This window comes from Aquabacterium sp. J223, assembly GCF_024666615.1.
In the GTDB taxonomy this organism is placed as follows: domain Bacteria; phylum Pseudomonadota; class Gammaproteobacteria; order Burkholderiales; family Burkholderiaceae_C; genus J223.
The window spans coordinates 4,226,143-4,249,434 of sequence record NZ_CP088297.1; the positions used below are offsets into that span (position 1 = coordinate 4,226,143).

Genomic DNA, 23,292 nt, shown 5'->3' on the forward strand with positions numbered 1-23,292 from the left:
GCTCTCGACGTCTCCTGCGCGCAGCTTGTCAGCGATCCCTCCGGGCCTCAAGCCCGCGTTCAGACGGTCACGCGGATGCTGGTGTTGGCGCTGACGGTGGCCGACAGCGACACCAGCGGCGTGACCCAGGACGACGACGGCGGCGTGATCGGCTTGACCACCGGCGGCACCTTGACCACCGGCGGTGCCGGCGGCGTGACCACCGGCGGCGGCGGCGGCGGGCTGCCCGGCAGCCGCACGATGGCGGAGCCGGTGCCGGCCAGCGCCTGGCCGAAGCGCAGCGAGTCGATGCCGTCGAAGCTGCCGCTGCCGTTGGCGTCGCCCAGCAGGGCGGCGTCGATGCGCGGGTAGGCGTCCAGCCGCGACAGGCTGCCGGCCAGCAGCGCGTCCATCAGCACCAGGTCGGCGTTGGTGTGCGCGCGGTCGCCGTTCAGGTCGCCGGGGAACGCCGCCACGTGCGTGGCGTCGTTGTCCAGCGCGGCGATGGCCCCCGCGTTGACCTGCAGGTTCTGCACGTCCAGCACCTGCGCCGCACCGTAGGCCGCACCGGCCGGCACGGTGGCCACCAGCATCGCCAGGTTGACGCTGCCGGCCGCCAGCGCGGTGGCGCTGGCGATCTGCACCGAGATGCGGCCGGCCGTCAGCTCCGTCGCGCTGAAGGTGGCGCCGGCCGGCAGGCCGCTGCCGCGCTGCAGGGTGGCCACGCCCAGCAGCGCCGGGTCGTAGGCCAGCACGAAGCTGACCGCGGTGACGCCGCTGCCGTTGCTCAGGCGCAGCTGCAGGCCGGTGTCGGCCGGCGCCAGGCCGAGGGCCTGGCCCGGGCCGCGCGCCACGTCGGCCAGGCCGACGGTGACCGCGCCGCCCTTGGCGACGGTGAAGCTGCCCAGCCAGTGGTCGCCCGGCGTGCCGTCGGCGTTGCCGTCCAGCGTGCTGCCGGTGAGGTCGCGCCAGGCCTGCGCGCCGGACACCAGCTTGACCTGGTAGACGCCGTCGGCCAGGCCGGCCCCGGTGGCCAGGAAGCGTGCGCTCAGGCCATCGGCCGCCAGGAACAGCGAACCGGGCACGACCTGGCCGCCTTCGTTGGTCACCACCACGTCGCCGCTCAGGCCGCCGACGTCGAGGCCGGCGCTGGCGAAGGGCCGCGAGAACACCACCTCGAAGCCGTCGTGGCGGCCGCTGAACTGCTGCACGCGCAGCATGTCGTGCAGCACCGTGATCTGGACCAGCCCTTCGTCGCTGCTCACGCCGTCGCTCACCGCGTAGCGGAAGCTGGCGTTGCCGACGAAGCCGGCGGCCGCGGTGTAGCTAAAGCTGCCATCGGCGTTGAGGGTCAGGCTGCCGGTCGCCGGGCCTTCGATCAGCGACACGGTGAGCAGCGCCTTGTCGGCGCGGCCGGGGTCGCTGTCGTTGTCCAGCACGTTGCCGGTGACCGTCTGGCCCTCGACCACGCTGGCGCCGTCGTCCACCGCCACCGGGGCGATGTCGCGGCGGCCGAAGTCGAGGCCGGTGGCGACGACGCCGCTGGTGATGACGACCGCGTGCGAGGCCACCGTCGTGCGCTGCCAGCCGGCCGGCAGCACGTCGGCCACGGTGACCGTGCCGGCGGCCAGGCCGCCGAAGGTCCACGTGCCGCCGGCACCGGTGGTGGTGCTGGTCTCGCCCGCGTCGAGCACGCCGTCCGTGTCGGCGTCGAGGAACACGGTGGCCCCGGCGATGCCGGCCTCGCCGGCGTCCTGCACGCCGTCGCCGTCGAGGTCGTCGAACACCGCGCCGCTCACCGTGCCGGGGACGAAGCTGTCGTCCGGCAGCACGGTGATGTCGGCCTGGCCTTCGTCGGTGCTGACGCCGTCGCTGACCAGGTAGCGGAAGCTGACCACGCCGGTGAACGGCTTGGCCGCCGTGTAGCTGAAGCTGCCGTCGGCGTTCAGCGTCAGGCTGCCGGTGGCCGGGCCTTCGAGCAGCGAGACGCTCAGCAGGCCGTTGTCGGCACGGCCCGGGTCGCTGTCGTTGTCCAGCACGTTGCCGGTGACCGTCTGGCCTTCCACCACGCTGGCGCCGTCGTCCACCGCCACCGGGGCAATGTCGCGGCGGCCGAAGTCGAGGCCGGTGGCGACGACGCCGCTGGTGATGACCACCGCGTGCGAGGCCACCGTCGTGCGCTGCCAGCCGGCCGGCAGCACGTCGGCGACGGTGACCGTGCCGGCCGCCAGGCCGCCGAAGCTCCAGGCGCCGCCGGTGCTGGTGGTGGTGCTGGTCTCGCCCGCGTCCAGCACGCCGTCGGTGTCGGCGTCGAGGAACACGGTGGCCCCCGCGATGCCGGCCTCGCCGGCGTCCTGCACGCCGTCGCCGTCGAGGTCGTCGAACACCTTGCCGCTGACCGTGCCCGGCACGAAGCTGCCATCGGGCAGCACGGTGATGTCGGCACGGCCTTCATCGGTGCTCACACCGTCGCTGACCAGGTAGCGGAAGCTGACCACGCCGGTGAACGGCTTGGCCGCCGTGTAGCTGAAGCTGCCGTCGGCGTTGAGGATGAGGCTGCCCATGGCCGGGCCTTCGATCAGCGACACGCTGAGCAGCGCGTTGTCCACCCGGCCCGGGTCGCTGTCGTTGTCCAGCACGTTGCCGGTGACCGTCTGGCCCTCGACCACGTTGGCGGTGTCGTCCACCGCCACCGGGGCGATGTCGCGGCGGCCGAAGTCGAGGCCGGTCGCGACCAGGCCGCTGGTGATGGCCACCGCATGCGAGGCCACCGTCGTGCGCGCCCAGCCGGCGGGCAGGGTCTCCGCCACCGTCAGGGTGCCCGGCCCGAGGTTGGTCAGCGACCAGGCGCCGCCGGCGCCGGTGGTCGTGCCGGCTTCGCCGGCGTCGAGCACGCCGTCGCCGTCCAGGTCGACGAAGACGGTGGCGCCGACGATGCCGGCCTCGCCGGCGTCCTGCACGCCGTCGCCGTCCAGGTCGTCGAACACCGTGCCGCCGAGGCTGGCCAGCTCGAAGGCGCCGAAGTTGACGTCGCCGCGGTCCTCGTCCACGGCCAGCACCACGTCGATGGCGCCGCCGTCGGTGCTGGGCAGCGCCGGCGGCTCGCCGTCGTCGCCGGTGCCGCCGCCGCCATCGCCGCCGGTGCCGCCGCCGTTGGCCGGGGCCAGCGCCATCAGCGCCTGGATCAGGCCCTTGGCATCCAGCCGCGGGAAGTCCAGTTCGCTGTTGACCACGTTGTCGCGCTCGTCGTCGCCGTCGTGGATCCAGGTGGCGGTGGACACCAGCAGCGTGCGGAACTCCTCCACCGTCAGGCTGCGGCCGAGGTGCTCGCGCGCCGCTTGCTGGGCCAGCGCCGCCACGCCGGACACGTAGGCCGCCGACTGGCTGGTGCCCTGCATGCTGCGCACGCCGCCGCCGATGGCGGCCGACGTGAGGCGGGCGCCGGGGGCGAAGGCGTCGAGCAGTTCGTCGTCGCGCTGGCTGAAGCTCGCAATGTGGTCGGCGCCGGTGGCCTCGTCCACGCCGCCGTTGCCGAAGCGCCAGGGGCCGCCGAAGTCGCCGCTCCACACCGCGCCCACCGCCAGCACCGCCGGGTCGGCGGCCGGGTAGGCCACGCCGAGCGCGTTGACCTGCGCGTAGTTGTTGCCCGCCGCCGCCACCGAGATGATGCTCTGCGCCTGCAGCGCGGCGAACTCGTCGCCGAGGCCGTAGCGCGACACCGCATCGCCCCAGTTGCCGCCGTCGCCCAGCGACAGGTTGACCACGCCGATGTTGTAGGCGTCGGCATTGGCCACCACCCACTGCAGCGCGCGCTCGAGGTGGCGGAAGGAGCCGCTGCCGTCGTCGCCGAAGACCTTCAGCACGATCAGCTCGACCCCCGGGGCCACGCCGCCGAACAGCGCGTCCTCGCCGCCGATGACGCCGGCGACGTGGGTGCCGTGGCCGTTGACGTCGGTCGCATCGGCGTCGTTGTCGGCGAAGTCGTACTGGTAGACGATGCGGCCGTCGAAGAACTCGTGGCTGCGGTCGATGCCGGTGTCGATGACGACCACGCGCACGCCGCGGCCGTCGAGGTCGGCGAACACCGGGTCGGCGCGCAGGCTGTCCAGCTCGGTGAGCTGCTCGTCCCAGCCGGCCTGCTGCGCCGCCACCGTGGTGATGGTGCCGCCGCAGGCGCAGGCCGGCAGGCTGATGGACGCCAGCGAGCCGGACAGCGTGACCACGCTGGTGTTGGCCGACGCGGTGCCCGGCAGCGTCTGGATCCACCCCTCGGGGATGACCTGCGCCACCCGGTAGCTGCCGGCACGCAGGCCGGTGAAGGTGTAGGTGCCGTCGGCCGCGGTGACGGTGCTGCGTTCGCCGGCGTCGAGCTGGCCGTCGCCGTCATCGTCGAGGAACATGGTCCAGCCGGCCACGCCCTGTTCGCCGGCGTCGAACACACCGTCGCCGTCGGTGTCCTCGAACTGCGTGCCGGAGATGCTGCCCAGCGGCAGCACGCCGAAGGCTCGGTCGTCGGCGGTGTCGCCGCCGACCAGCGTCACGCTGTGCACGCCGGTGGCCGGCGCCGTGACGTCGAAGTCGGCCTGTTTCACCAGCGTGACCGGGTAGCTGCCCGGCTGCAGGCCGTCGAAGCGCCAGTTGCCCAGCGCGTCGGTGACGGTGCTGCTCTCGGTGTTGTCGAGCACGCCGTCGGCGTCGCCGTCGAGGAACACCGTCCAGCCCGCCAGGCCGGCTTCGTCGGCATCGCGCGTGCCGTCGGCGTCGATGTCGTTGAAGACGATGCCCGAGATGCTGCCCGTCTGCCCCAGCACCAGGGTGCTGGCGTCGGCCACCGCGGGCGCGGCCTCGACGTTGCCGGCGTTGTCGCGCGCCACGCTGTAGAAGGCGTAGCTGTTGCCGCCCTCGCCCTCGAACACGCCTTCGGTGTCGGTGGTGTTGAACAGCCACAGCGTCCAGGCGCCGTCGTTGGTCTTGACGTAGACGTCGTAGTCGCGGATCGACGAGCCGCCCTCGTCGTCGGTGCCCGACCAGCTCACGGTGAACTGGGTGCTCTCGCTGGTCGCGGGCAGCGCCTGCACGGCGCTGCTGGGCTTGCCGGCGTCCAGGGTGTTGAAGATCGGCGGGGTGTCGATCGGGCCCTGGGTGTCGAAGACGATGCGCGCCTCGGCGTCGATGACGGTGCCCGTCTCCACCGTGCGCCTGGCCTTGATGGTGTAGGAGATGAAACCGTCGCCGCGGCCGGTCTCGTCGTTGGGCTGCAGGAAGCCCTTGGTGGCGTCCACCGGCACCTCGCCGGTCTCCGGGTCGATGGAGGTGAAGACCCAGGTGATGGTGCGCGTCGTCGTGTCGATGCGGGCCGACACGTCGATGAAGATGCCCTGCTCCTCGGTGCGGTCGATGCGGGTCTGGAAGAAGGAGGCGTTGGCCGGCTGCTCGCTGCGGAAGTCGGCGAAGCCGAAGTCGTCGACGCGGAAGGTGCGCGGGTCCAGGTCCTCGTCGAGCACCTGGGTCACGGTGACCACCTGGGCCGGTGCCGTCGCGTCCGCCGCGTTCTCGAAGCGGATCATGTAGGACAGCGTGTCCGACGCCGCCACCCAGCGTTCCTCGCCGAACCCGTCGGGGCCGATGATGTCGTTGGGGTCGCGCGGCTGCACCACGCAGGGTGCGTAGGTGATCGTCTTCTCCTCGCACTTCTTGCTGTCGAGGGTGGTCTCCGAGCCGCCACCGGGCCGGCAGTCGGGCGCCGCCTCGGTGATCTTCTTCAGCTTCTCGGGCGTGCAGGTCTTGCACTCCTCCGGCACGGCGAACGGCGGCCAGCCGGACAGCGTGCCGAAGAAGCCGGCGTCGCCCAGGCCCACCGGGTCCGCCGGCGGCGGCGCGAGCACCTTCTCGTACTCCTCCGCCAGCGCGCTGGTCTCGAACTCGCCGGTGGTGATGGCCAGCCCGTCCACCAGCGCGGTGTGCAGCGCCAGGTCGTTGGTGTCGTCCGCCTTGTCGGTGTCGAGGTTCCACGCCAGCAGCAGGTCGCCGTTGGTGATGACCAGGCTGACGTCGGACAGCACGCCGGTGCTGCGGGTGACCTCGGTCGGCGCGGCGAAGCCGCTGCCGGTCCACTGGGCGGCGTACAGCACCTGCTCGGTGCCGCTGTCGTTGACCCAGGCGATGGCGACGCTGCCGTCGGCGCCGCGCGCGATCGACAGGTCGGTGTCGCTGCCGGCCAGGCTGGCCAGCCGCACCGGGCTGCCGAAGCCGCTGCCGGTGTCCAGCGCGTAGTAGATGTCGGAGTGGCGGCGCGCCTCCATCACGTCGTCGATGTCCGACGCGGTGGTCAGGCCCGCGGCCGAGGCGTGGGACCACACCACCAGCCGGTCGCCGTTGGACAGCACGGTGACCACGCCCTCGCCGTTGAAGCCGAGGGTGTCGGCGATCGCGACTTCGTCGCTCCAGCCCGACGCCGTGTGGGTGCTGACCATCACCCGGTTGCCGATCTCGCCGGCCACCGCGTCGCCGTCGCGGGCGAAGACACCGACCACGCTGCCGTCGCTGGCGCGGGCCAGCCGCATCGGCGAGTCGCTGACGCGGTTGGTGGCCACGTCGTCGTCGATGGCGCCGCTGCCGTAAACGTTGGTGGTGCCCAGCGTCGCCGCCGGGTCCCAGACGAAGATCAGCTCGCTGGCGTCGATCGGGCCCTGCGGGCCGTCGGCCGCGGTGCCCAGGCCCTGGATCAGGGTGGTGGAGTCGCTCCACTCGCCGTTGATCAGCGTCCAGCCCATCACCTTGCCGGTGATGCTGGCGGTGTAGCCGGCGTCGAGCTGGAAGCTCGGGTAGACCTTAGCCTTGAGGCCGACGCGGCCCTCCAGGCTCAGCTCGGCGTCCCAGGCCTTGACGAGGGCCTTGCCGTACAGGCCGACCTCGCCGCCGATGGACATCTCGCCCACCGAATCGGGCCACACGAAGTTGGGGAACGGCGACTGGGTGCTCCAGCGCAGGTCCTTGGCCTCGAAGCTGATCGGGCCGGCGATGATGCCGTTCTCCAGCCGGATGGCGCCGCCGGTCTTGCTGGAGACGAAGTTCATCGCCGAGCGCAGCGCGGTGGCCAGCGGGGCCACCGGCGGCACCGCCTGCAGCAGGCGGAAGAGGCCGTCCTTGATCTCGAACTTGATCGACGCGTTGATGTCGATCTGGCCGCCGGCCCACTTCCAGTCCTGCGTGGCCGGGTCGACGTTCCAGACACCGCTGCCGCGGGCCTGGCCCTCGCCCACCGCGCGGCCCCAGCCGGGCACGCGCACCGCGATCGAGCCCTTGGCATTGAGGCCCACCGTGGTCTGGCAGGCGGCGTCGTCGAGGGTGGCCACCGCCGTGCCCTCGATGCCGGTCTTGAAGCTGAAACCGGCGAACTCGTAGGGGCCGAACTCCTTGCCGTAGCCCACGCTCACCTGCTGGGTGGCCTGCGGCTCCAGCTCACCGGCGGCGGCGGTGGTGGCGTCGGTGGCCGCGGCCACCTCGCTCCACTGCAGCGCCACCGGGTCCACCATCATGGTGAAGGCGTAGAGGTCGGCGTCGTCCTGCACCGCGAAGTCGCGGCGCTGGAAGACCAGCAGCGCGTTGCCGTTCTCGTCGATCTCGATGTCCGGCGAGTAGCTGGCCACCGACCCGTTGGTGATCTGCACCGGCCGGGACCAGATGTAGCCGCTGCCCGACGGGTCCTTCATGCCCGCCGCCGCCCACAGCTCGGTGTCGTTGCCGTTGCCCTGCTCCCAGACGGCCACCAGGCCCGGCTGGCCGCCGATGACGGTGGCGCCCGCCACCACCGCCAGGTTGGCGGCGCTGGTCTCCTCGGAGATCGGCCGCGCTTCCACCCACTGCCCGTCCTGCTGGAAGGCGTGGAAGAAGTGGTCGCCGCGGCGCCAGAACATGTGCACCACGCCCTGGCTGTCGACCACCAGCTCGGGGTCGCTGTCCTGCCGCACCACCGGCGCTTCCGGCGCCGGCGCGATGGCGTAGAGCGTGGTGGCGCCCGGCGCGGCGTTGGCCGGCACCACGAGCTGCGGCAGCGCGCTGTCGGCGGTGCCGTCGCGGTCCATGTCGAGCTGGCCGGATGCGACGGTGAAGTAGTAGCTGCCGGCCTTGACGCCGCTGAAGGCGAAGCTGCCGTCGGCGTTGGTGACCGCCGAGCCGACGATGCGCCAGCCTTCGCCGCGCTGCTGGATCAGCTGCACCTGCACACCGGCCTGCGCGGCGCCGTCGCCGGCGGCCAGCAACTGGCCGGTGACCTGCTGCGCCGGCATCCAGTCGAGGTCGGCCGCCATCTGCGCGGCGAACAACGACCGCACGTCGCGGATCGGGTCGCCCGCGGGCGACAGGCGCTTGACCATGTCGTTGAGCACCTGCACCAGGTTGCCCAGCGTGTTGCCGATGGCCGGCTGCACCCGGCCCCAGAAGTACTGCCAGTCGTTGGCGTCCACGCCCACCGGACGCAGCGACGCCTCGATCACCGACCAGTCGCCGACCAGCTCGGTGCTGTCGGCCTGCACCGGCCGGGCCTCGATGCTGAGGAAGCCCGACTGGCCCGGCGCCTTGTACGCCACCGGGATGGTGTACTTGGCGCCCGGGCGCAGCAGGTCCATCGGGCCGTCCAGGCTGGCGCCGAGCAGGAACAGCGGCGTCGACGACAGCGACGCGGAGTTGATGCCCACCGTGGTGCCGGCCGAGGGCGTCACGATCATCAGCGGCGCCATCGTGTCGGCGTCGCCGTCGTTGCTGTAGTTGAGGTAGAAGCTGGCGTCGCGGTTGACCTGCACCGCCGTCGGGCCGGTGATGGTCAGGAAGGCGTCGGCGCCGACGCCGGTGACCACCTTGACGCTGTCGGCCAGCTCGGCCTCCAGCGTGCTGCCGTCGGCCAGCGTGCGGGTGGCGTAGAGGTCGTAGTCGCCGGCCACCGCGCCGAACAGGTCGAAGGTGACGTAGGCGCGGCCGGCGTCGGCCAGCACCACCTGGTGCGCGACGTGGCGTTCGCCGTCGGGGCCGACCATCTCGAAGCGGGTGGTCGGGGTGAAGCGGGCGCCGTCGATGCGCAGCGTGGCCTCGCCCGAATTGCCCACCGTGCGGGCGCCGACGTTCTCGATCGAGAACGGCACCAGCACCGCGCGGATCGAGTAGTTGCCGCCCTGGAAGGGCGAGGCGTCGAGGCGCACGTAGTACGTGCCGGCCTGCGTTTCGGCCACGGTGATGGCCGGGTCGGGCGAGAACTGCTCGCCGGTGTTGGCGTCGTTGATCGACCGCGTCGGCATGGCGCCGAAGCGGGCGAACAGCTCGTGGCCGACGTCGTCGCCGGGGCCGTCGAGGATGAAGCGCAGCGCCTCGCCGGAGCCCACCTGCACCTTGAAGAACAGCGCCTGACCGGCCTGCAGCGTGCCGGCGAGCGGCACGCCGATCTGCAGCGCCGGCACGTCCATGACGACGTTGTTCAGCGAGGCGGAGAGGTTGTTGGCCTCGTTGGCCTCGGGCAGCACGTTGCGCACGTCGCTGCGCACGATGATGCTTTAGGTGCCCGGCGTGATGCCGGGCACGGTGGCGTTGAGCGTGCGGGTGTAGCTGCCGTTGGCGGCCACCGGCCCCCAGACGTCGAGGCCGCCGAAGACCACGTCGCCGGCGTCCAGCGTGTCGTCCAGCGACAGGTACAGCGTGTCGCGCCAGCCGCCCACCGCCGGGTTGCTGCTGGCGTTGTGGACGGTGTAGGTGACCGACATCGCCTGGCCCGGCGTGGCGTTGGCCGGCAGGGGTGATCTCGCCGGCCACCAGGTCGGCCGGCGGCGCCAGCGTGATGTTGAGCAGGTCGGGGTCGTAGCCGATGTTGTTCAGCTCCGCGTCCGGCTCGGCGATGTAGTTGCCGGCGTCGGTCTTGACCAGGACGTAGTAGGGCCCGCTGCGGCCCACCGGCAGGTTGGCCAGCAGGCTGGACTGGCGCTCGGCGCCGGCGGCCATGGCGCCGAAGCCGACGTAGCCGAGCGAGAGGTCGCCGTTGTCGAGGAACAGGTCCTTGGACAGGTAGACCTGGTCGTAGCCGCCGCCGGAGGCGTCGCGCTGGTTGAGCACCGTCCAGTTGATCGTCACCTGCTGGCCGCTGAAGGCCGCGTCCGGCGCCGACACCGAGGTCACCGTGAGGTCGGGCCGCAGCACCGGGGCCTGCACCAGCGGCAGCTGCACCGCGGTGCTGCCGTCGGGCAGCTGCAGTTGCACGACCGCCACGTTGTCGGACTCGCCGGCCCCTTCGATGACGACGTTGTCCTCGTCGGCGCGCACCAGCAGCTGGTAGTTGCCGGCCGGCACCGAGGGCGGAATCACGACGCGGGTCTCGACGGTGTACTGGCCGCCCGCCGGCAACGGGTTGCCGCGCCGCGGTGCGGACAGCCGGGTGTCACCGGCGCCGAGCGTCGCATCGGTGGACAGCCAGATGCCGTCGTACCAGTAGTTGACGTTGGTGGCGTTGGCGCCGTTGTTGCGCACCACGTAGCGCACGTCGAACGCACGCGGGTTGCCGTCCACCGGCGTGGCCGTCGCTTCGATCACCTGCAGGTCGGGCTCGACCCGCAGCACCTGCGTCGTCAGCAGGCTGCTGACGTTGTTGGCCTCGTCGGACTCGAAGACCTGGCCGCCGCCGTCGGTGCGCAGGTAGAAGTTGACCGGTCCCTTGATCGAGAACGGCAGCACCGGCGCGATGGCGACGTCGTAGCTGCCGCCCGGTGCCAGCACGCCGGCATGCGCCACGTTGCCGATGAGGAAGTCGTCGTTGTTGCCGATGATGGCGTCGACGCTGCCCCACAGGCTGTCGGTCCAGCCCTGGGCGATGGTGTCGCCGGTGCCGTTGTTGGCCACCGTCCAGGAGAAGCTGGCGCTGCGGCCGGCCTCGGCCTGCGACGGCGCGGTGAAGGCGCTGACCACCAGGTCGGGCCGCTGCTGGAAGACCGTGACCTGGCCGGCGTCGATGACGTTGTTGGCGTTGTCGGTCTCGAACACCGCGTCGCCGCCGTCGGTCCGCATCAGCAGCCGGTAGGTGCCGAGCGCGGTGTTGGGCAGCACCACGCTCATGACGGCGTCGTAGCCGCCTTCGACGGCCAGCCCGCCGTAGCGGTAGAACGCGCCGAGCGCGATGTCGGAGCCGTCGATCACGCCGTCCAGCGACAGCCAGGCCTGGTCGTACCACCAGCTCTGCGCGGACGGGGTGGCGGTGGCGCCGAGGTTCTCCACCCGGTACTGCACGCTGAAGGTGGTGCCCGCGCGCACGCTGGCCGCGAAGTCGGTGTCGACGATCTCGAGGTCGGGCGGCGGCGTCAGCAGGATCTCGGTGGGCACGTTGTCCACCGTGGTGTTGTTGCCTTCGGCGACGTGCTCGTAGACGTTGTTGTGGATGTCGCTGGCGACGATGAAGTAGAACGGGCCGGACACGCCGATCGGCAGCTGCACGTTCAGCGAGCCGGTGTAGGTCTCCTGCGGGTTGAGCGCGCCGCTGCGGAAGAAGTCGCCGAGGTGGCGGTCGCCGCCGTCCAGCGTGGCGTCCGTGGACATCCACACGCGGTCCCACCAGGCGGCGGTTCGGGTCGGCCCGCCGTCCGGCGCCAGCACGTCGTTGCGCACCGTCCACTGGATGTTGACCGGCTGGCCGGAGAAGGCCTGCGGAGGGGCACTGATCTGCTCGACCCGCAGGTCGGGCGGAGGCGTCAGCCGCACGCGCGTCGCCGCCGAGACGCGGCTGTTGTCCTGCTCGGCCGGCGTGGCGAGCGTGCCTTCGAAGACCTGGTTGTAGACGTCGGTGACGACGATGAAGCGGTAGTTGGCGTCGATGCCCTGCGGCAGGGTGACCGTGAGCTGGCTGCTGTACTCGCCGTTGACGTCCAGGTAGCTGGGGTTGACGACATCGCCCAGGAAGGTGTCGTTGGCGCTCAGCGTGTCGTCCAGCGACAGGTAGACGCGGTCGTACCAGTAGGGCGCGCTGGTCGAGCCCGTGCCGGTGTTGCGCACCGTCCAGCCGATGGTGGCGGGCTGGCCGGAGAACGCGTCCTGCGGCGGGTTGACCGCCGTCACCACCAGGTTCGGGATGGGGCTCTGCAGCAGGATCAGCGTCTGCCCGTCGGCGGCGTCGTTGTCCGCTTCGCCGGCCGTGCCTTCGAAGGTCTGGCCGCTGGCGTCGGTGCGGATCAGCAGGCGGTAGGGTCCGGTGAGGTCGATCGGCAGGACGAGGTTCTGCACCCGCTCCAGCGAGCCGCCCGCGGCCAGCGACGCCTCGATGGAGAAGCTGCCGAGGAAGCGGTCGCTGCCGTCGATGGTGCCGTCGGCGGACAGGTAGATCGAATCGGTCCAGCTGCCCGTGAGCGCGGCGGTGCCTTCGTTCGTCACCGTCCAGCGCAACGGGACTTCCGCGCCGGTGAAGGCCGAGGCCGGCGCCACGATGTCGGTCACCCGCAGGTCGGGCAGCGGCGGCAGGCCGACGGTGATGACGGCGTTGTCGTTGGCGCCGTTGTTGTTCTCGTTCGGGTACTCGGCGACCTCGCCGTAGTAGTCGCTGTCCACCCGGGCGCGCAGCGTGCCGGTGTACTCGGTGTTGCCGGAGTTGAGCGGCAGGTTGAAGATGGCCTGGCGCACCTGGCTGGCGCCGGCGGCGATCGGGTCGCTGGCCTCGACGATGAGGCCCAGGGTCCACAGGCTGCCGGCGAGGCTTTGCAGCTGCACGTAGTCGCGCCGCGGACCGGACGGGGCGGTGCCGTTGTTCGTCACCGTGTAGGTGACGGTCACCGTGCCGCCGGCGGTGGCGGTGGCCGGCGCCGAGATGTCGGTGACCTGCAGGTCCGGCAGCGCCGGCAGCGACAGCACGACGGTGGTCGGCGCCACCGCGCTGTTGTTGTTCTCCAGCTGGTACTCGTAGACCTCGTTGTTGATGTCCGAGGTCACCCGCACGTACCAGGTGCCGGGCATGTCGATCGGCAGGTCGACCTGGGCCGAGCGGTCGACGGTCTGGCCGGTGGCGATGTCGCCGGTGAAGCGGCTGGTGCCGACATGGCGGACATTGCTGCTGAAGTTCGACGAGGTGGAGAACTCGATGCGCTCGTTGAAGGCGCCGCTGAAGGCGGCCTGGCCGGCGTTGCGCGTCTGCCACTGCACGGTGATCGGGCCACCCGTGGTGCCGGTGGCCGGCACGGTGACGCTGGGCACCTGCAGGTCCACCCGCGGCGGCTGGCTGATGGCGATCGACGCGACGGCCGTGCCGCGGTTGTCGCTCTCGCCGGTGTGCTCGTTGACGTAGTCGAAGATGTCGCTCAGCACCACCAGGTAGTAGCTGCCGGCGGTGACGTTCTCCGGCAGCGTCACCCGCTGCGTGCGCAGCACGTCGCCGCCCGCGGCGATCTGGCTGGAGAACTGGAAGTCGCCCAGGTAGTACAGCAGGCTGCCCGCGCCGTTGGCCAGGTACAGCCGGTCGTGCAGGTAGTGGTAGGAACTGCCGTAGCGGTACAGCAGGTCGCCGTTGCCGGTGTTGTTCAGGCGCCAGGTGACGTCGACCTCGGTGCCGGCGAAGGCCGTCGCCGGCCCGCTGACCTCGGTGACGGTGATGTTGCCCAGCGGCGGCACGGTCACCGTGATCGGGATCTCGAGGCGGTTGTTCGTGTTGCTCGCCTCGGTGAGGTAGTTGTAGTAGTCCGCGTCGATGCGGATCAGGTAGTTGCCGGCCGGCAGCGAGCCGTCGATGGGCAGCGGGAAGCTGACGCTGCGGAAGTACTCGCCGCCGGCGGCCACGCCGAACTCGCCGTCGCCGGCGAACACGTCCTGGGAACGCAGGATGGTGTTGGGCTGGTCGGCCCGCACCAGGTAGATGCGGTCGTACCAGCCGACGTTCTGCGTGCGGCCGGTGCCGACGTTGTCCACCCGGTAGTTGAGGGTCAGCGTGTCGCCCAGGGTGATGTTGGCGGGCAGGGCGTTGTCCAGGCGCACGTTGGCCAGGTCGGACAATTGCGGCGCCCCGAGCACCAGCGTCGTCGGCGACGTGGCGGTGTTGTTGTTCTCGCCGACGTGCTCCTGCAGGTAGTTGTAGACGTCGGCGCGCACGCGCACGGTGTAGTTGCCCGCCGGCAGGTCGGGGCTCAGCACCCACTCATGGCTGCGCGAGACGGACTCGCCCACGGCCAGCGTGTTGGGGTACCACACGTCCACGCTCTGCTGGACGTTGCCGAAGCTGTTGACCAGCTCGATGCGGTCGTAGAAGCCCGACGGCGTTGCTGCCTCGCCGCTGTTGGTCGACGTCCAGTGGATGGTGATGCGGGTGTTCCCGGCGGCGCTGGCGGGGGCGTGCACGTTGCTCGGCACCAGGTCGGGCAGGTCGGGTGCGGTGACCTGGAACACGTCCGACGACAGCGTGTTGTTGGCCTCGTTGCCTTCGGCCTGGTAGCCGTAGGCGTCCGTCACCAGGCGCAGCCGGTAGCCACCCTCGGTGATGTTGGCGTCGATGGGGACGTAGAACGAGGTGTTGACGGTGTAGTTCTGCTGCGGCTGCAGTGCCTCGTTCTGGTAGCGGTAGTAGTCCTGCGTGCGCACCACCACGTTGTCGCTTTCGCGCACGAGCTGGACGCGGTCGTACCACCAGCGGCCGGCCGGCAGGGCCTCGTCGCCGCCGTTCACCACCTGGAAGGTCGTTTCGATGTACTGACCGAGCAGCACCGAGGTGGGCGTGCCCACCGTCTGCGGCACCAGGTCGAAGTGCCGCAGCGTGATGGTGGCGAAGTAGGCGTCGTTGGCCTCGCCGGCGATGCCGTCGAGGTCCTCGTCCATCAGGTTGCCGGCCAGGTCGCGGATCTGCGGACCCAGCACCAGCGTGTAGTCGCCGGCGGCGTACTGCGAATAGAAGTCCACCCGCACCGTGTCGCCGTTGATCAGGCTGACCTGGTAGACCTGGTTGCGCAGGTCCGTCCCGTCCGGGCCGGTGAAGGCGATGACGTCGTCGATCGAGACGGTGGTGCTGTCCAGCGGCTCGGAGAAGATGAACTCGGCGCGGGAGAGCGGCGCCGGCACGCTGGTGTTGGGCAACTGCGCCGCCACGAAGGGCGCCGAACCGTCGACGTCGAAACCGCCGCTGCCCGCCTGGCTGAGCTGGCCGTCCAAGCCGGTGAAGGCCCCGGCCGCGACGTTCCAGTTCACCGTGCGGTCACCGGTCAGCGGCGCCAGGTGAAAGCGCAGGCGGCGGCCGTTGACGATCTCCACCGACGTCACGCCGCCGCCCGCGGCCAGCGTGGTGGCATCGAGCTGCAGGTCGCTTGCCTGCACCGAGTCCTGGCGCAGGAAGGTGTCGAACTGCAGGTCGATGTAGCCCGGCAGGCCAGGGGTGGTGTCGCCGTCTTCCGGCGTGCTGAGCACGATCTGCGGCGCCGACGGCGTGCCGGTGTTGCCGTTCACCTGCAGCAGGTACTCGCCCACCGCGCCGCCACCGTCGACCTCGACGGTGTAGGCGCCGGTCAGGCCGAGCGTGGCGCCGGTGGACAGGCCGCCGAACGGGAAGGGCGCGGCGCCGGTGTCGAACACCTGCTGGCCGTTGGGGTCGAGCACGATCAGCCGCAGCGGCAACCCGCCGTCGTTCAGCGCCTGCACGCTGAAGTCGACGGTGTCACCGGCGGTGGCGTAGAAGGAGAAGCCCTCCGGCGCGATGCCGGAGAAGTTGACGACGGCGCGGCGCTCGGCGGAGCTGAGGCCTTCCAGCGCGTCCTCCGGCGCTCCGGCCAGCTGGACGGCCGTCGCCTGCGCATCGGCCCGGTTGATCGCCTGCACCGCGAAGTGCAGCAGCGCCTTGGTTTCGCCCGGCTGCAGGGTGAGCGTCCACCGCTGGGTCAGGTTGTCGCCCGAGCGCGAGGCCAGGCTGGGCGGCTCGCCCCCGGCGCCCCACAGCACGTGGGCCATCGACGGATCGCCGCCACCGTTGGAGCCGTCGTCGGTGACCAGCCATTGGTCGCCGGCGTCGTAGAACTGGTCGCCGGAGAAGGTGGCGATGAGCTGGGTGCCGCTGTCCGACCCCAGGTTGGTCCGCAGCTCGACGGAGATCTCGCGGACCTGGTCGCTGTTGTTGGTGAAGGTCTCGAGGAAGCGGGCAAAGCCGGCGTCGGTGGGCACGAAGATCTTGCGGCCCACCCGGATGTCGGTCAGCGGGGTGTCGGCCACCACCACCTGGCGGCCGTTCAGCTCCAGCGCATCGCCATCGCGGTAGAAGTACTGGGCGCCCTGGCCGTCCGCGGTGTCGTCCACGTACAGGTAGAGGCCGCCGTCGTAGGCGTCGTCGGTGCCGTCGCTGATGGAGCCGTCTTCCCCGATGTCCCACTGGAAACCGTCGCCGTCGTACAGGTACTGGGTGAAGCTGACGGACGTGGTCGTCGGCAGGTCGGTGCCGATGCTGCCGCTGGGCTGCCCCGCCAGCCCGCCCAGCACAGCGCCGCTGGGCCCGAGCGGCTGCGCCTGGTTGTCCAGCGGGCCGACGTCGAAGGTGGCACCGCGGGTGACGAGCATCGTGTAGCGGGCGCCGGTTTCCCCTCGCGCCCGCGCATACAACGTCATCACCTGGCCGGTGGTGTTGGTGAAGTCGAGGATCACTCGGTCGGCGTTCGGCGATGCGATGGACGCCGCCAGCAACTGGCCCGTGCCGGCCGCCAAGTTGCCACTGTCGTCGTACAGGCCGATGCGAAGGTTGTTGACGGCCTGCTCGCCTTGCACCGCCAGCACGATGCTGGCGCTCTGGCCGGCCTCGAGCGTGAAGCGGAAGAAGTCGAAGTCCGGCGTGACCGTGCCGGTGCCGCTGTCGAAGCCCGGCACGAAGCGCCCCACGCTGGCCAGCCGGTCGATGCCGGGGGCCAGCTGAAGGCGGCCCAACTCCAGATCCTCCGCGTTCGCACGCGTGTGGTTGCTGGGCTGGACGACGTCGGCAACCTGCACACCTTCGCGCTGCACCATCGCGCCGCGAATCACCGACGCGTTGTACAGCCCGGTGCCGCCGTCGAGCGAGCTGATGCGCAGCCGCCAGGTGCCGTCCAGGGTGGCTTCGAGGTCCGGGATCAGCAGCACCCGGCCCGCCTGCTGGGCCTCGACCACGGCGACCTCGTCGCCATTGGGATCGACCACGGCCAGGCGCAGCTGCGGCAGGGCGCTTGCCGGCTGCCCCAGCTGGCTGGAGACCACCGCGGAGAACACGGTGCCCGCCGTCAGTTCGAAGGTCAGCTCGTCCTGGTCGTCCGGCGCGCCGAGCGTCGCATCGCGGCCCGTGCTGTACACCAGCGAGCCGAAGGGTTCGCGCGCGATGAACGCCGGCAGCGCGTACTCGGTCAGGTCGGTCGTGAAGCTCAGCACCAGGGGGTCGACCTCCGGTGTGCCGGCGTTCGTGTCCACTTCGTTGCCGGCCTCGTCCTGCAGCGCCCATGGCGGCAGACGCATCTCGTACTGGCCTTCGGCCAGTGCGCTCTCCAGGGTGATGGTCAGCGACCGCCCATCGGCGCTCCACTGGTGCGACCACTGCGGAAAGACCTGCTGGTCCTCGTCGTCGTAGAAGCTCGGGTCGGGCCAGTAGGCGGTGTTCATCGCCTCGCTGAAGTTCAGCGTGAAGGTCTGGCCCGCGCCCAGCTCACCGCCGTCCTGCGGCTGGGAGGATTCGAGCGTCGGCCGGTCGTCGTCGACCAGGAAGCTGAACTGCAACGGATCGGCGAACTGACCGGTGAGGTCGCGCACGGACGGGTCCGGGCTCTGCAGCGTGTACAGGCCGCCATTCAGGCCGCTCGGCAATTGGACCCAGAACCCGCGTCCGTCGCCGTAGTTGGCGATCGGGTAGACGGTGTCGACATAGTCGCCGTTCTCCCTGCGCAGTTCGAGGTAGCCGAGCTGGTCCTGCCGGATCGGCTCGTTGAACTGCACGTACTGCCACCCCGAGAACGCACCGACGAGGCCATCGTCGAAGCCGCTGCTCACCAGCTGCGGGGCGCTGTCGGCGGACGCCGCGCCGGTGACCTGCAGCAGGTACTGCGCATTGGCAGTGGCTGCCACGCTGATGCTCAGCTCGGCGCCAGCCACCGCGGTGGTGGTGAAGCGGCGGCTGCCCGGGCCGCCGGGCGGCGCCTGTTCGGTCAGCGCCAACGGCAGGCCGTCGTCGTCGAAGACGCTGGGCAGCAAGGTGGGCTGCTCATCGGACAGCGAGCGGTCGGCCACCAGGTAGAGGTCGATCGTCACCGTGCCGCCGCTGGCCACCGCCGTGAACACGCTGCCGCTGGTGCCGCTGTTCAGCGTCTGCAGGCCCGCCACTTCCACCGGCTGGGCGGGGGCGAAGCCGAGTTGCGACAGGCCCAGGCCCAGGGCCTCGGTCAGGTCCGGGTCGAGGCTGGCGTTGCGGGCCGCGACGAGCGTGTAGTCGACCTGCTGGCCGGCCAGGTCCGACCGGCCGTACAGCTGCACCTCCAGGTAGTAGGTGCCGTCGTCGTCGGCCACGAAGTGACGCAGCCCCTGCGGCCCCTCCCACGGCAGGCCACTGCCCAGCGGCTCGCCGGCCGTGACCAGGTTGCCGTACTGGTCCATCAGGCGCAGGCTGCCGTCGTTGCTGCTCAACGACCACTCGACGGCGAGCGACTCGCCCTGCAGCAGGTCCACCCGGTAGGTGTCGCGGCTGCCGTACTGCTCGTGCTGCAAGCGCCCGACGACGGCCGTCCGCGCGGTGTCGGACAGCGGCAGCTGGCGCCAGTGGTCGCCCAGGCCCTCGGCGCCCCAGGTGCCATCGTTCGTGCCGTCGGATTCCAGGCGCTCCGCCTCGATGAGGGCGTCGACCGCCACGTCGAGCGTGACCTGGTAGTCGGCCTCCGCGCCCTGCGGAATGAGCCGCACGGTGTGCTGCCCGGCCTCTTCGGCGACGAAACCCTGCAGCTGAACGTCGGCGTTGCCATAGGCGTCCCACACCAGGTCGCCGTCAGCGTCGAACACCTCGACATCGAAGCCGTCGCCGCTCTGCGAGACCGCCGACACGCTGAGCAGTTGCCCAGGCGCCAGGTCGACCAGGAAATCGTGTTCCTCACCGGTCGAGACGTCGAAGAGCACGTTGGCGCTGCCGGTGCGCACGCCGGCTTCGGCCGGGCCGACGGCGCTGAGCGCGAGCACCTGCGACACCGACTGAGGCTGCAGGCTGAGGTCGACCGTCGGACCCTTGTCCTCCGCCTGGGTCTGCACCACCGCCGGCGCGGCGGTGGGCAGCAGGTCGGCCGACAGCAGCAGCCTCGGCTCCAGCGCCTCGAAGAGCACGGTGCGGCGGAAGGGCGGCTGCTCGGCGCTGCGGCGCTTCACCGTCCCGGCCGGCGTCGGGGACGCCGGTTCGGCGCGCTTCACCCGCTTCAGCCGCGCGGGATGGAGCAGCGACGACACCGCCTTGCCGAGGCCCTTCGACAGCGCGACAACCTGGTCCATGGTCAGTCTCCGAAGCGCGTAACCGCGCGTTACTTGGTGTTGGACGTGAAAACGCCGACCGGGTCAGGGTCGGCGATGGTGCGGCGCCGCAGAAGGGGCGCGGGCGGAAAGAAGGGCGCAGCGCCTCAACCGCGACGGCGGCGGGCGGTGAGACCGACCAGACCCAGACCGGCGAGGGTCAGGGCGACGGTGGCCGGCTCGGGTATGGGCGTCACGGCGGCGGTGACGTCCAGTTCGGCACGCAGCGACGACGGGCTTCCGATGTAGTACCCCGACGGCGCGGTGCCGAGGCCAAAGGGGTCGGTATGGATGTCGACGAACGTCGGGCCCAGCGTCGCGCCGGCCAGCACCTGGAACTGCAGCGTGATCAGCACGCCGTCGGTGGGCACGTTGACGCTGGTGTCGCGCAGGATGTTGAACCAGGTCCAGCCGGCGCCGAAACCCGGGTCGTACTGGGTCAGGGTCGAGGTGCCGAACGCCGTGCCGGCGCCGGCGCCGGTCAGGTCGAGGACCGCCGGGTCCCAGTTGAAGAAGAAGTCGGCATCGGTGTAGCCCGCCGAGTCCGCCGCCGACTCCTCCCATTGCAGCAGGAAGGTGTCACCCGGCGACACCGGGTTGGCCGACGTGAAGACCTGCAGCGCCGCATGCGCCGGCAATGCCAGCACGGTGGCCGCCACGGCCGCCAGCAGGCGTGCCTGAACCCAGGACATCCAATTCATTTCACCCCTCCACCGTCTCAAGACGTATCCGTTTGCAAGCATGCTGGCACACGGGCATGGCGGTCACAAGACGACGGGCGGCAGGCGGTGCCCGTGGCCCCGGGGGCCCCCTGCTTCACGGGGTAGAGAAAGCGAGCCCCCGCCGGGCGTCGCCTCCCTAGAACTAGGGAGATGGTGGGTGATTCAGGTCTTCGGCAGGGTGACGCCGCGCTGGCCCTGGTACTTGCCGCCGCGGTCCTTGTAGGAGGTCTCGCAGACCTCGTCGCTCTCGAAGAACAGCACCTGGGCGCAGCCTTCTCCGGCGTAGATCTTGGCCGGCAGCGGGGTGGTGTTGCTGAACTCCAGCGTCACGAAACCCTCCCACTCGGGCTCGAAGGGCGTGACGTTGACGATGATCCCGCAGCGGGCGTAGGTGCTCTTGCCCAGGCAGATGGTCAGCACGTTGCGCGGGATGCGGAAGTACTCGACCGTGCGCGCCAGCGCGAAGCTGTTGGGCGGGATGATGCAGACGTCGCCCTGGAAGTCGACGAAGCTCTTCTCGTCGAAGTTCTTCGGGTCCACCACCGTCGAGTGGATGTTGGTGAAGATCTTGAATTCCGGCGCGCAGCGGATGTCGTAGCCGTAGCTGCTGGTGCCGTAGCTGACGATGCGGTGACCGTCGGCCGCATGGCGGACCTGCCCCGGCTCGAAGGGCTCGATCATCCCGTGCGCCTCGGCCATGCGGCGGATCCACTTGTCGCTCTTGATGCTCATCGGCTGCTTTCGGCGTCCCGGGGGACCGGGTCAGAAGTCGCATCGATTGTAGGAAAGCGCCTGGCACGGGCTTTGCGCACGCACTAGCATCGACCCCGCCGCCGCCGAACGCCGCCGCCTCCGAGGAGACACCCCGCATGCGCAACGCCACCGAGTTGCTCGTCCAGTACGCCACGTACCACCGCGACCGGCGCAACATCGCCACCCATTTCATCGGCGTGCCGCTGATCGTCTTCGCGGTGGGGGTGCTGCTGGCGCGGCCGGTGTCGCCGCTGGGCGCCTGGCCGGTCACGCCTGCCGGGCTGGCGCTCGGGCTGGCGGCGGCCTGGTACCTGACGCGCGGCCTCGCCAGCCTGGGCGTCGCGACCACCGCCGCCACGGCGCTGCTGGTGCTGCTCGGCCACTGGGTCAGCGCTCACCACGGCACCGCCGGCTGGCTGGCCTGGGGCGTCGGCGGTTTTGTCGTCGGCTGGCTGATCCAGTTCGTCGGCCATTACTATGAAGGTCGCAAGCCCGCCTTCGTCGACGACCTCGTCGGCCTGCTGGTCGGCCCGATGTTCGTCACCGCCGAGGCGCTGTTCGCCCTCGGCTGGAACCGGCCCCTGGCGCAGGAGATCGAGCGCCGGGCCGGCCCCACCGGCTACCGCGACCTGCACTACGCGGCGGCGGTCGGGCGCTGACCGGGCGCCACCCACCGCAGGGCCTGCATCGCAGGCCCTTTTCATTTGGTCACGGTGGCTGGCACAAACTTCGCCAACGGGCCGACGACCCCGTCCAGACCTCAGGAGGAACCGCCATTCAACGCCGCACCTTCATCGCCGCGGGCAGCGCGTCCGCGGCGCTCACGTCGCTCGGCCTGTCGGAACAGGCCCTCGCCCAGGCCGGATTGCGGCTGGGTCCCGCACGACCCTTCAGCGCCGCGGCGCTGGTGGAACAGGCGCGCAGCCTGGCGTCGCGCCCCTTTGCCGCGGCGGCCAACCTGCCGAAGGACGTGCTGGAGCGCATCGACTACGACGCCCACGGCAAGATCCGCTTCAACCCGGAGGTGGCGCTGTTCAAGGACGGTCCCGGCGCCTTCCCGGTGACCTTCTTCCACCTCGGCCGCTTCTTCCAGACGCCGGTGCAGATGCATGTGCTGGAGAAGGCCGCCAGCGGCTTCGACGCCCGCGAGATCCTCTACTCGCCGAGCTACTTCGACATGCCGGCCGACAGTCCGGCCCGGCAGCTGCCGCAGGGCGCCGGCTTCGCCGGCTTCCGCTTCCAGGAAAGCCGGCTCGGCGACCCGGCCAAGCTGCCCTGGCAGCGCAACGACTGGGTGGCCTTCCTCGGCGCGTCGTACTTCCGCGCCATCGGCGAGCTGTACCAGTACGGCCTGTCGGCGCGCGGCGTGCTGGTCGATGCCGCGGTGCCGGGCCGCGACGAGGAATTTCCCGCCTTCACCCGCTTCTGGTTCGAGCCGCCCACCGGCAACGACACCGTCGTCGTGCACGCGCTGCTCGACGGCCCCAGCCTCACCGGCGCCTACCGCTTCGTGATGAAGCGCGACAGGGCGGTGGTGATGGACATTGAGGCGCACCTCTTCCTGCGCAAGGACGTGGCGCGCCTCGGCCTGGCGCCCCTGACATCGATGTACTGGTACTCCGAGACCACCAAGCCCACCGCCATCGACTGGCGCCCCGAAGTGCACGACTCCGACGGCCTGGCGATCTGGACCGGCGCCGGCGAGCGGCTGTGGCGGCCGCTGCTGAACCCGGCGGCCACGGTGGCGTCGGCCTTCGTCGACAAGACCCCGCGCGGCTTCGGCCTGCTGCAGCGCGACCGCAACTTCGACCACTACCAGGACGGCGTGGCCTACGACCGCCGGCCCAGCCTCTGGGTCGAGCCGCTGGGCGACTGGGGCGAGGGCAGCGTGCAGCTGATCGAGATCCCCACCGACGACGAGATCCACGACAACACCGTCGCCGCCTGGGTGCCGAAGGCGCCCGCCACCGCCGGCAGCCGCGTCGACCTGCGCTACCGGCTGCACTGGACCGACCGCGAGCCCTACCCCACCCCGCTGGCGCAGTGCGTGGCCACCCGGCTGGGCCGCGGCGGCGTGCCCGGCCAGCCGCGGCCGGCGGGCGTGCGCAAGTTCATGGTCGAGTTCCTCGGCGGTCCGCTCGACAAGCTGCCCTTCGGCGTCAAGCCGGAGGCGGTGCTGTCGGCCGCGCGGGGCAGCTTCTCCTACGTCTTCACCGAGGCGGTGCCGAACAACGTGCCCGGCCACTGGCGCGCGCAGTTCGACTTCACGCCCCAGGACAACGAGCCGGTGGACCTGCGGCTGTACCTGAAAAACGGCGACCAGACGCTGAGCGAGACCTGGCTCTACCAGCTGCGGCCCTGAGCC

At 70.9% G+C, this 23,292-nt stretch carries 6 protein-coding genes; 2 read left to right on the plus strand and 4 right to left on the minus strand.

Annotated features, from left to right (window positions below):
• Positions 1-59: 59 nt before the first annotated feature.
• From LRS07_RS19925 to dcd, 4 genes are all read right to left on the minus strand, one after another.
• Entirely contained in the window at positions 60-7,517 is a 7,458-nt protein-coding gene (locus tag LRS07_RS19925) for an SdrD B-like domain-containing protein (RefSeq protein ID WP_312028384.1), read from the minus strand.
• On the minus strand, positions 7,441-19,434 hold the full coding sequence (locus LRS07_RS19930; protein ID WP_260499660.1) for a CARDB domain-containing protein: 11,994 nt from the start codon (positions 19,432-19,434) through the stop codon (positions 7,441-7,443). The genes LRS07_RS19925 and LRS07_RS19930 overlap by 77 nt, the downstream gene beginning before the upstream one ends.
• 125 nt (positions 19,435-19,559) lie before the next feature.
• Complete coding sequence (locus tag LRS07_RS19935) at positions 19,560-20,144, minus strand: PEP-CTERM sorting domain-containing protein (protein ID WP_260499661.1); 585 nt, start codon at positions 20,142-20,144, stop codon at positions 19,560-19,562.
• A gap of 192 nt (positions 20,145-20,336) precedes the next feature.
• Positions 20,337-20,906 carry a dCTP deaminase gene (gene dcd / locus LRS07_RS19940; protein WP_260499662.1) on the minus strand — a complete coding sequence of 190 codons (570 nt, stop codon included), beginning with the start codon at positions 20,904-20,906 and terminating at the stop codon, positions 20,337-20,339.
• 137 nt (positions 20,907-21,043) lie between these two features.
• Between dcd and LRS07_RS19945 the strand changes: the two genes are divergently transcribed.
• Complete coding sequence (locus LRS07_RS19945; protein WP_260499663.1) at positions 21,044-21,586, plus strand: Mpo1 family 2-hydroxy fatty acid dioxygenase; 543 nt, start codon at positions 21,044-21,046, stop codon at positions 21,584-21,586.
• A gap of 116 nt (positions 21,587-21,702) precedes the next feature.
• On the plus strand, positions 21,703-23,289 hold the full coding sequence (locus LRS07_RS19950; protein ID WP_260502184.1) for an OpgD/OpgG family glucan biosynthesis protein: 1,587 nt from the start codon (positions 21,703-21,705) through the stop codon (positions 23,287-23,289).
• Positions 23,290-23,292: the final 3 nt, after the last annotated feature.

Bases quoted from the DNA above. Each gene is read 5' to 3' on its own strand.
- LRS07_RS19925 (WP_312028384.1), bottom strand. From the start codon at position 7,517: ATGATGGTGGACCCGGTGGCGCTGCAGTGGAGCGAGGTGGCCGCGGCC.
- LRS07_RS19930 (WP_260499660.1), bottom strand. From the start codon at position 19,434: ATGGACCAGGTTGTCGCGCTGTCGAAGGGCCTCGGCAAGGCGGTGTCG.
- LRS07_RS19945 (WP_260499663.1), top strand. From the start codon at position 21,044: ATGCGCAACGCCACCGAGTTGCTCGTCCAGTACGCCACGTACCACCGC.
- LRS07_RS19935 (WP_260499661.1), bottom strand. From the start codon at position 20,144: ATGTCCTGGGTTCAGGCACGCCTGCTGGCGGCCGTGGCGGCCACCGTG.
- dcd (WP_260499662.1), bottom strand. From the start codon at position 20,906: ATGAGCATCAAGAGCGACAAGTGGATCCGCCGCATGGCCGAGGCGCAC.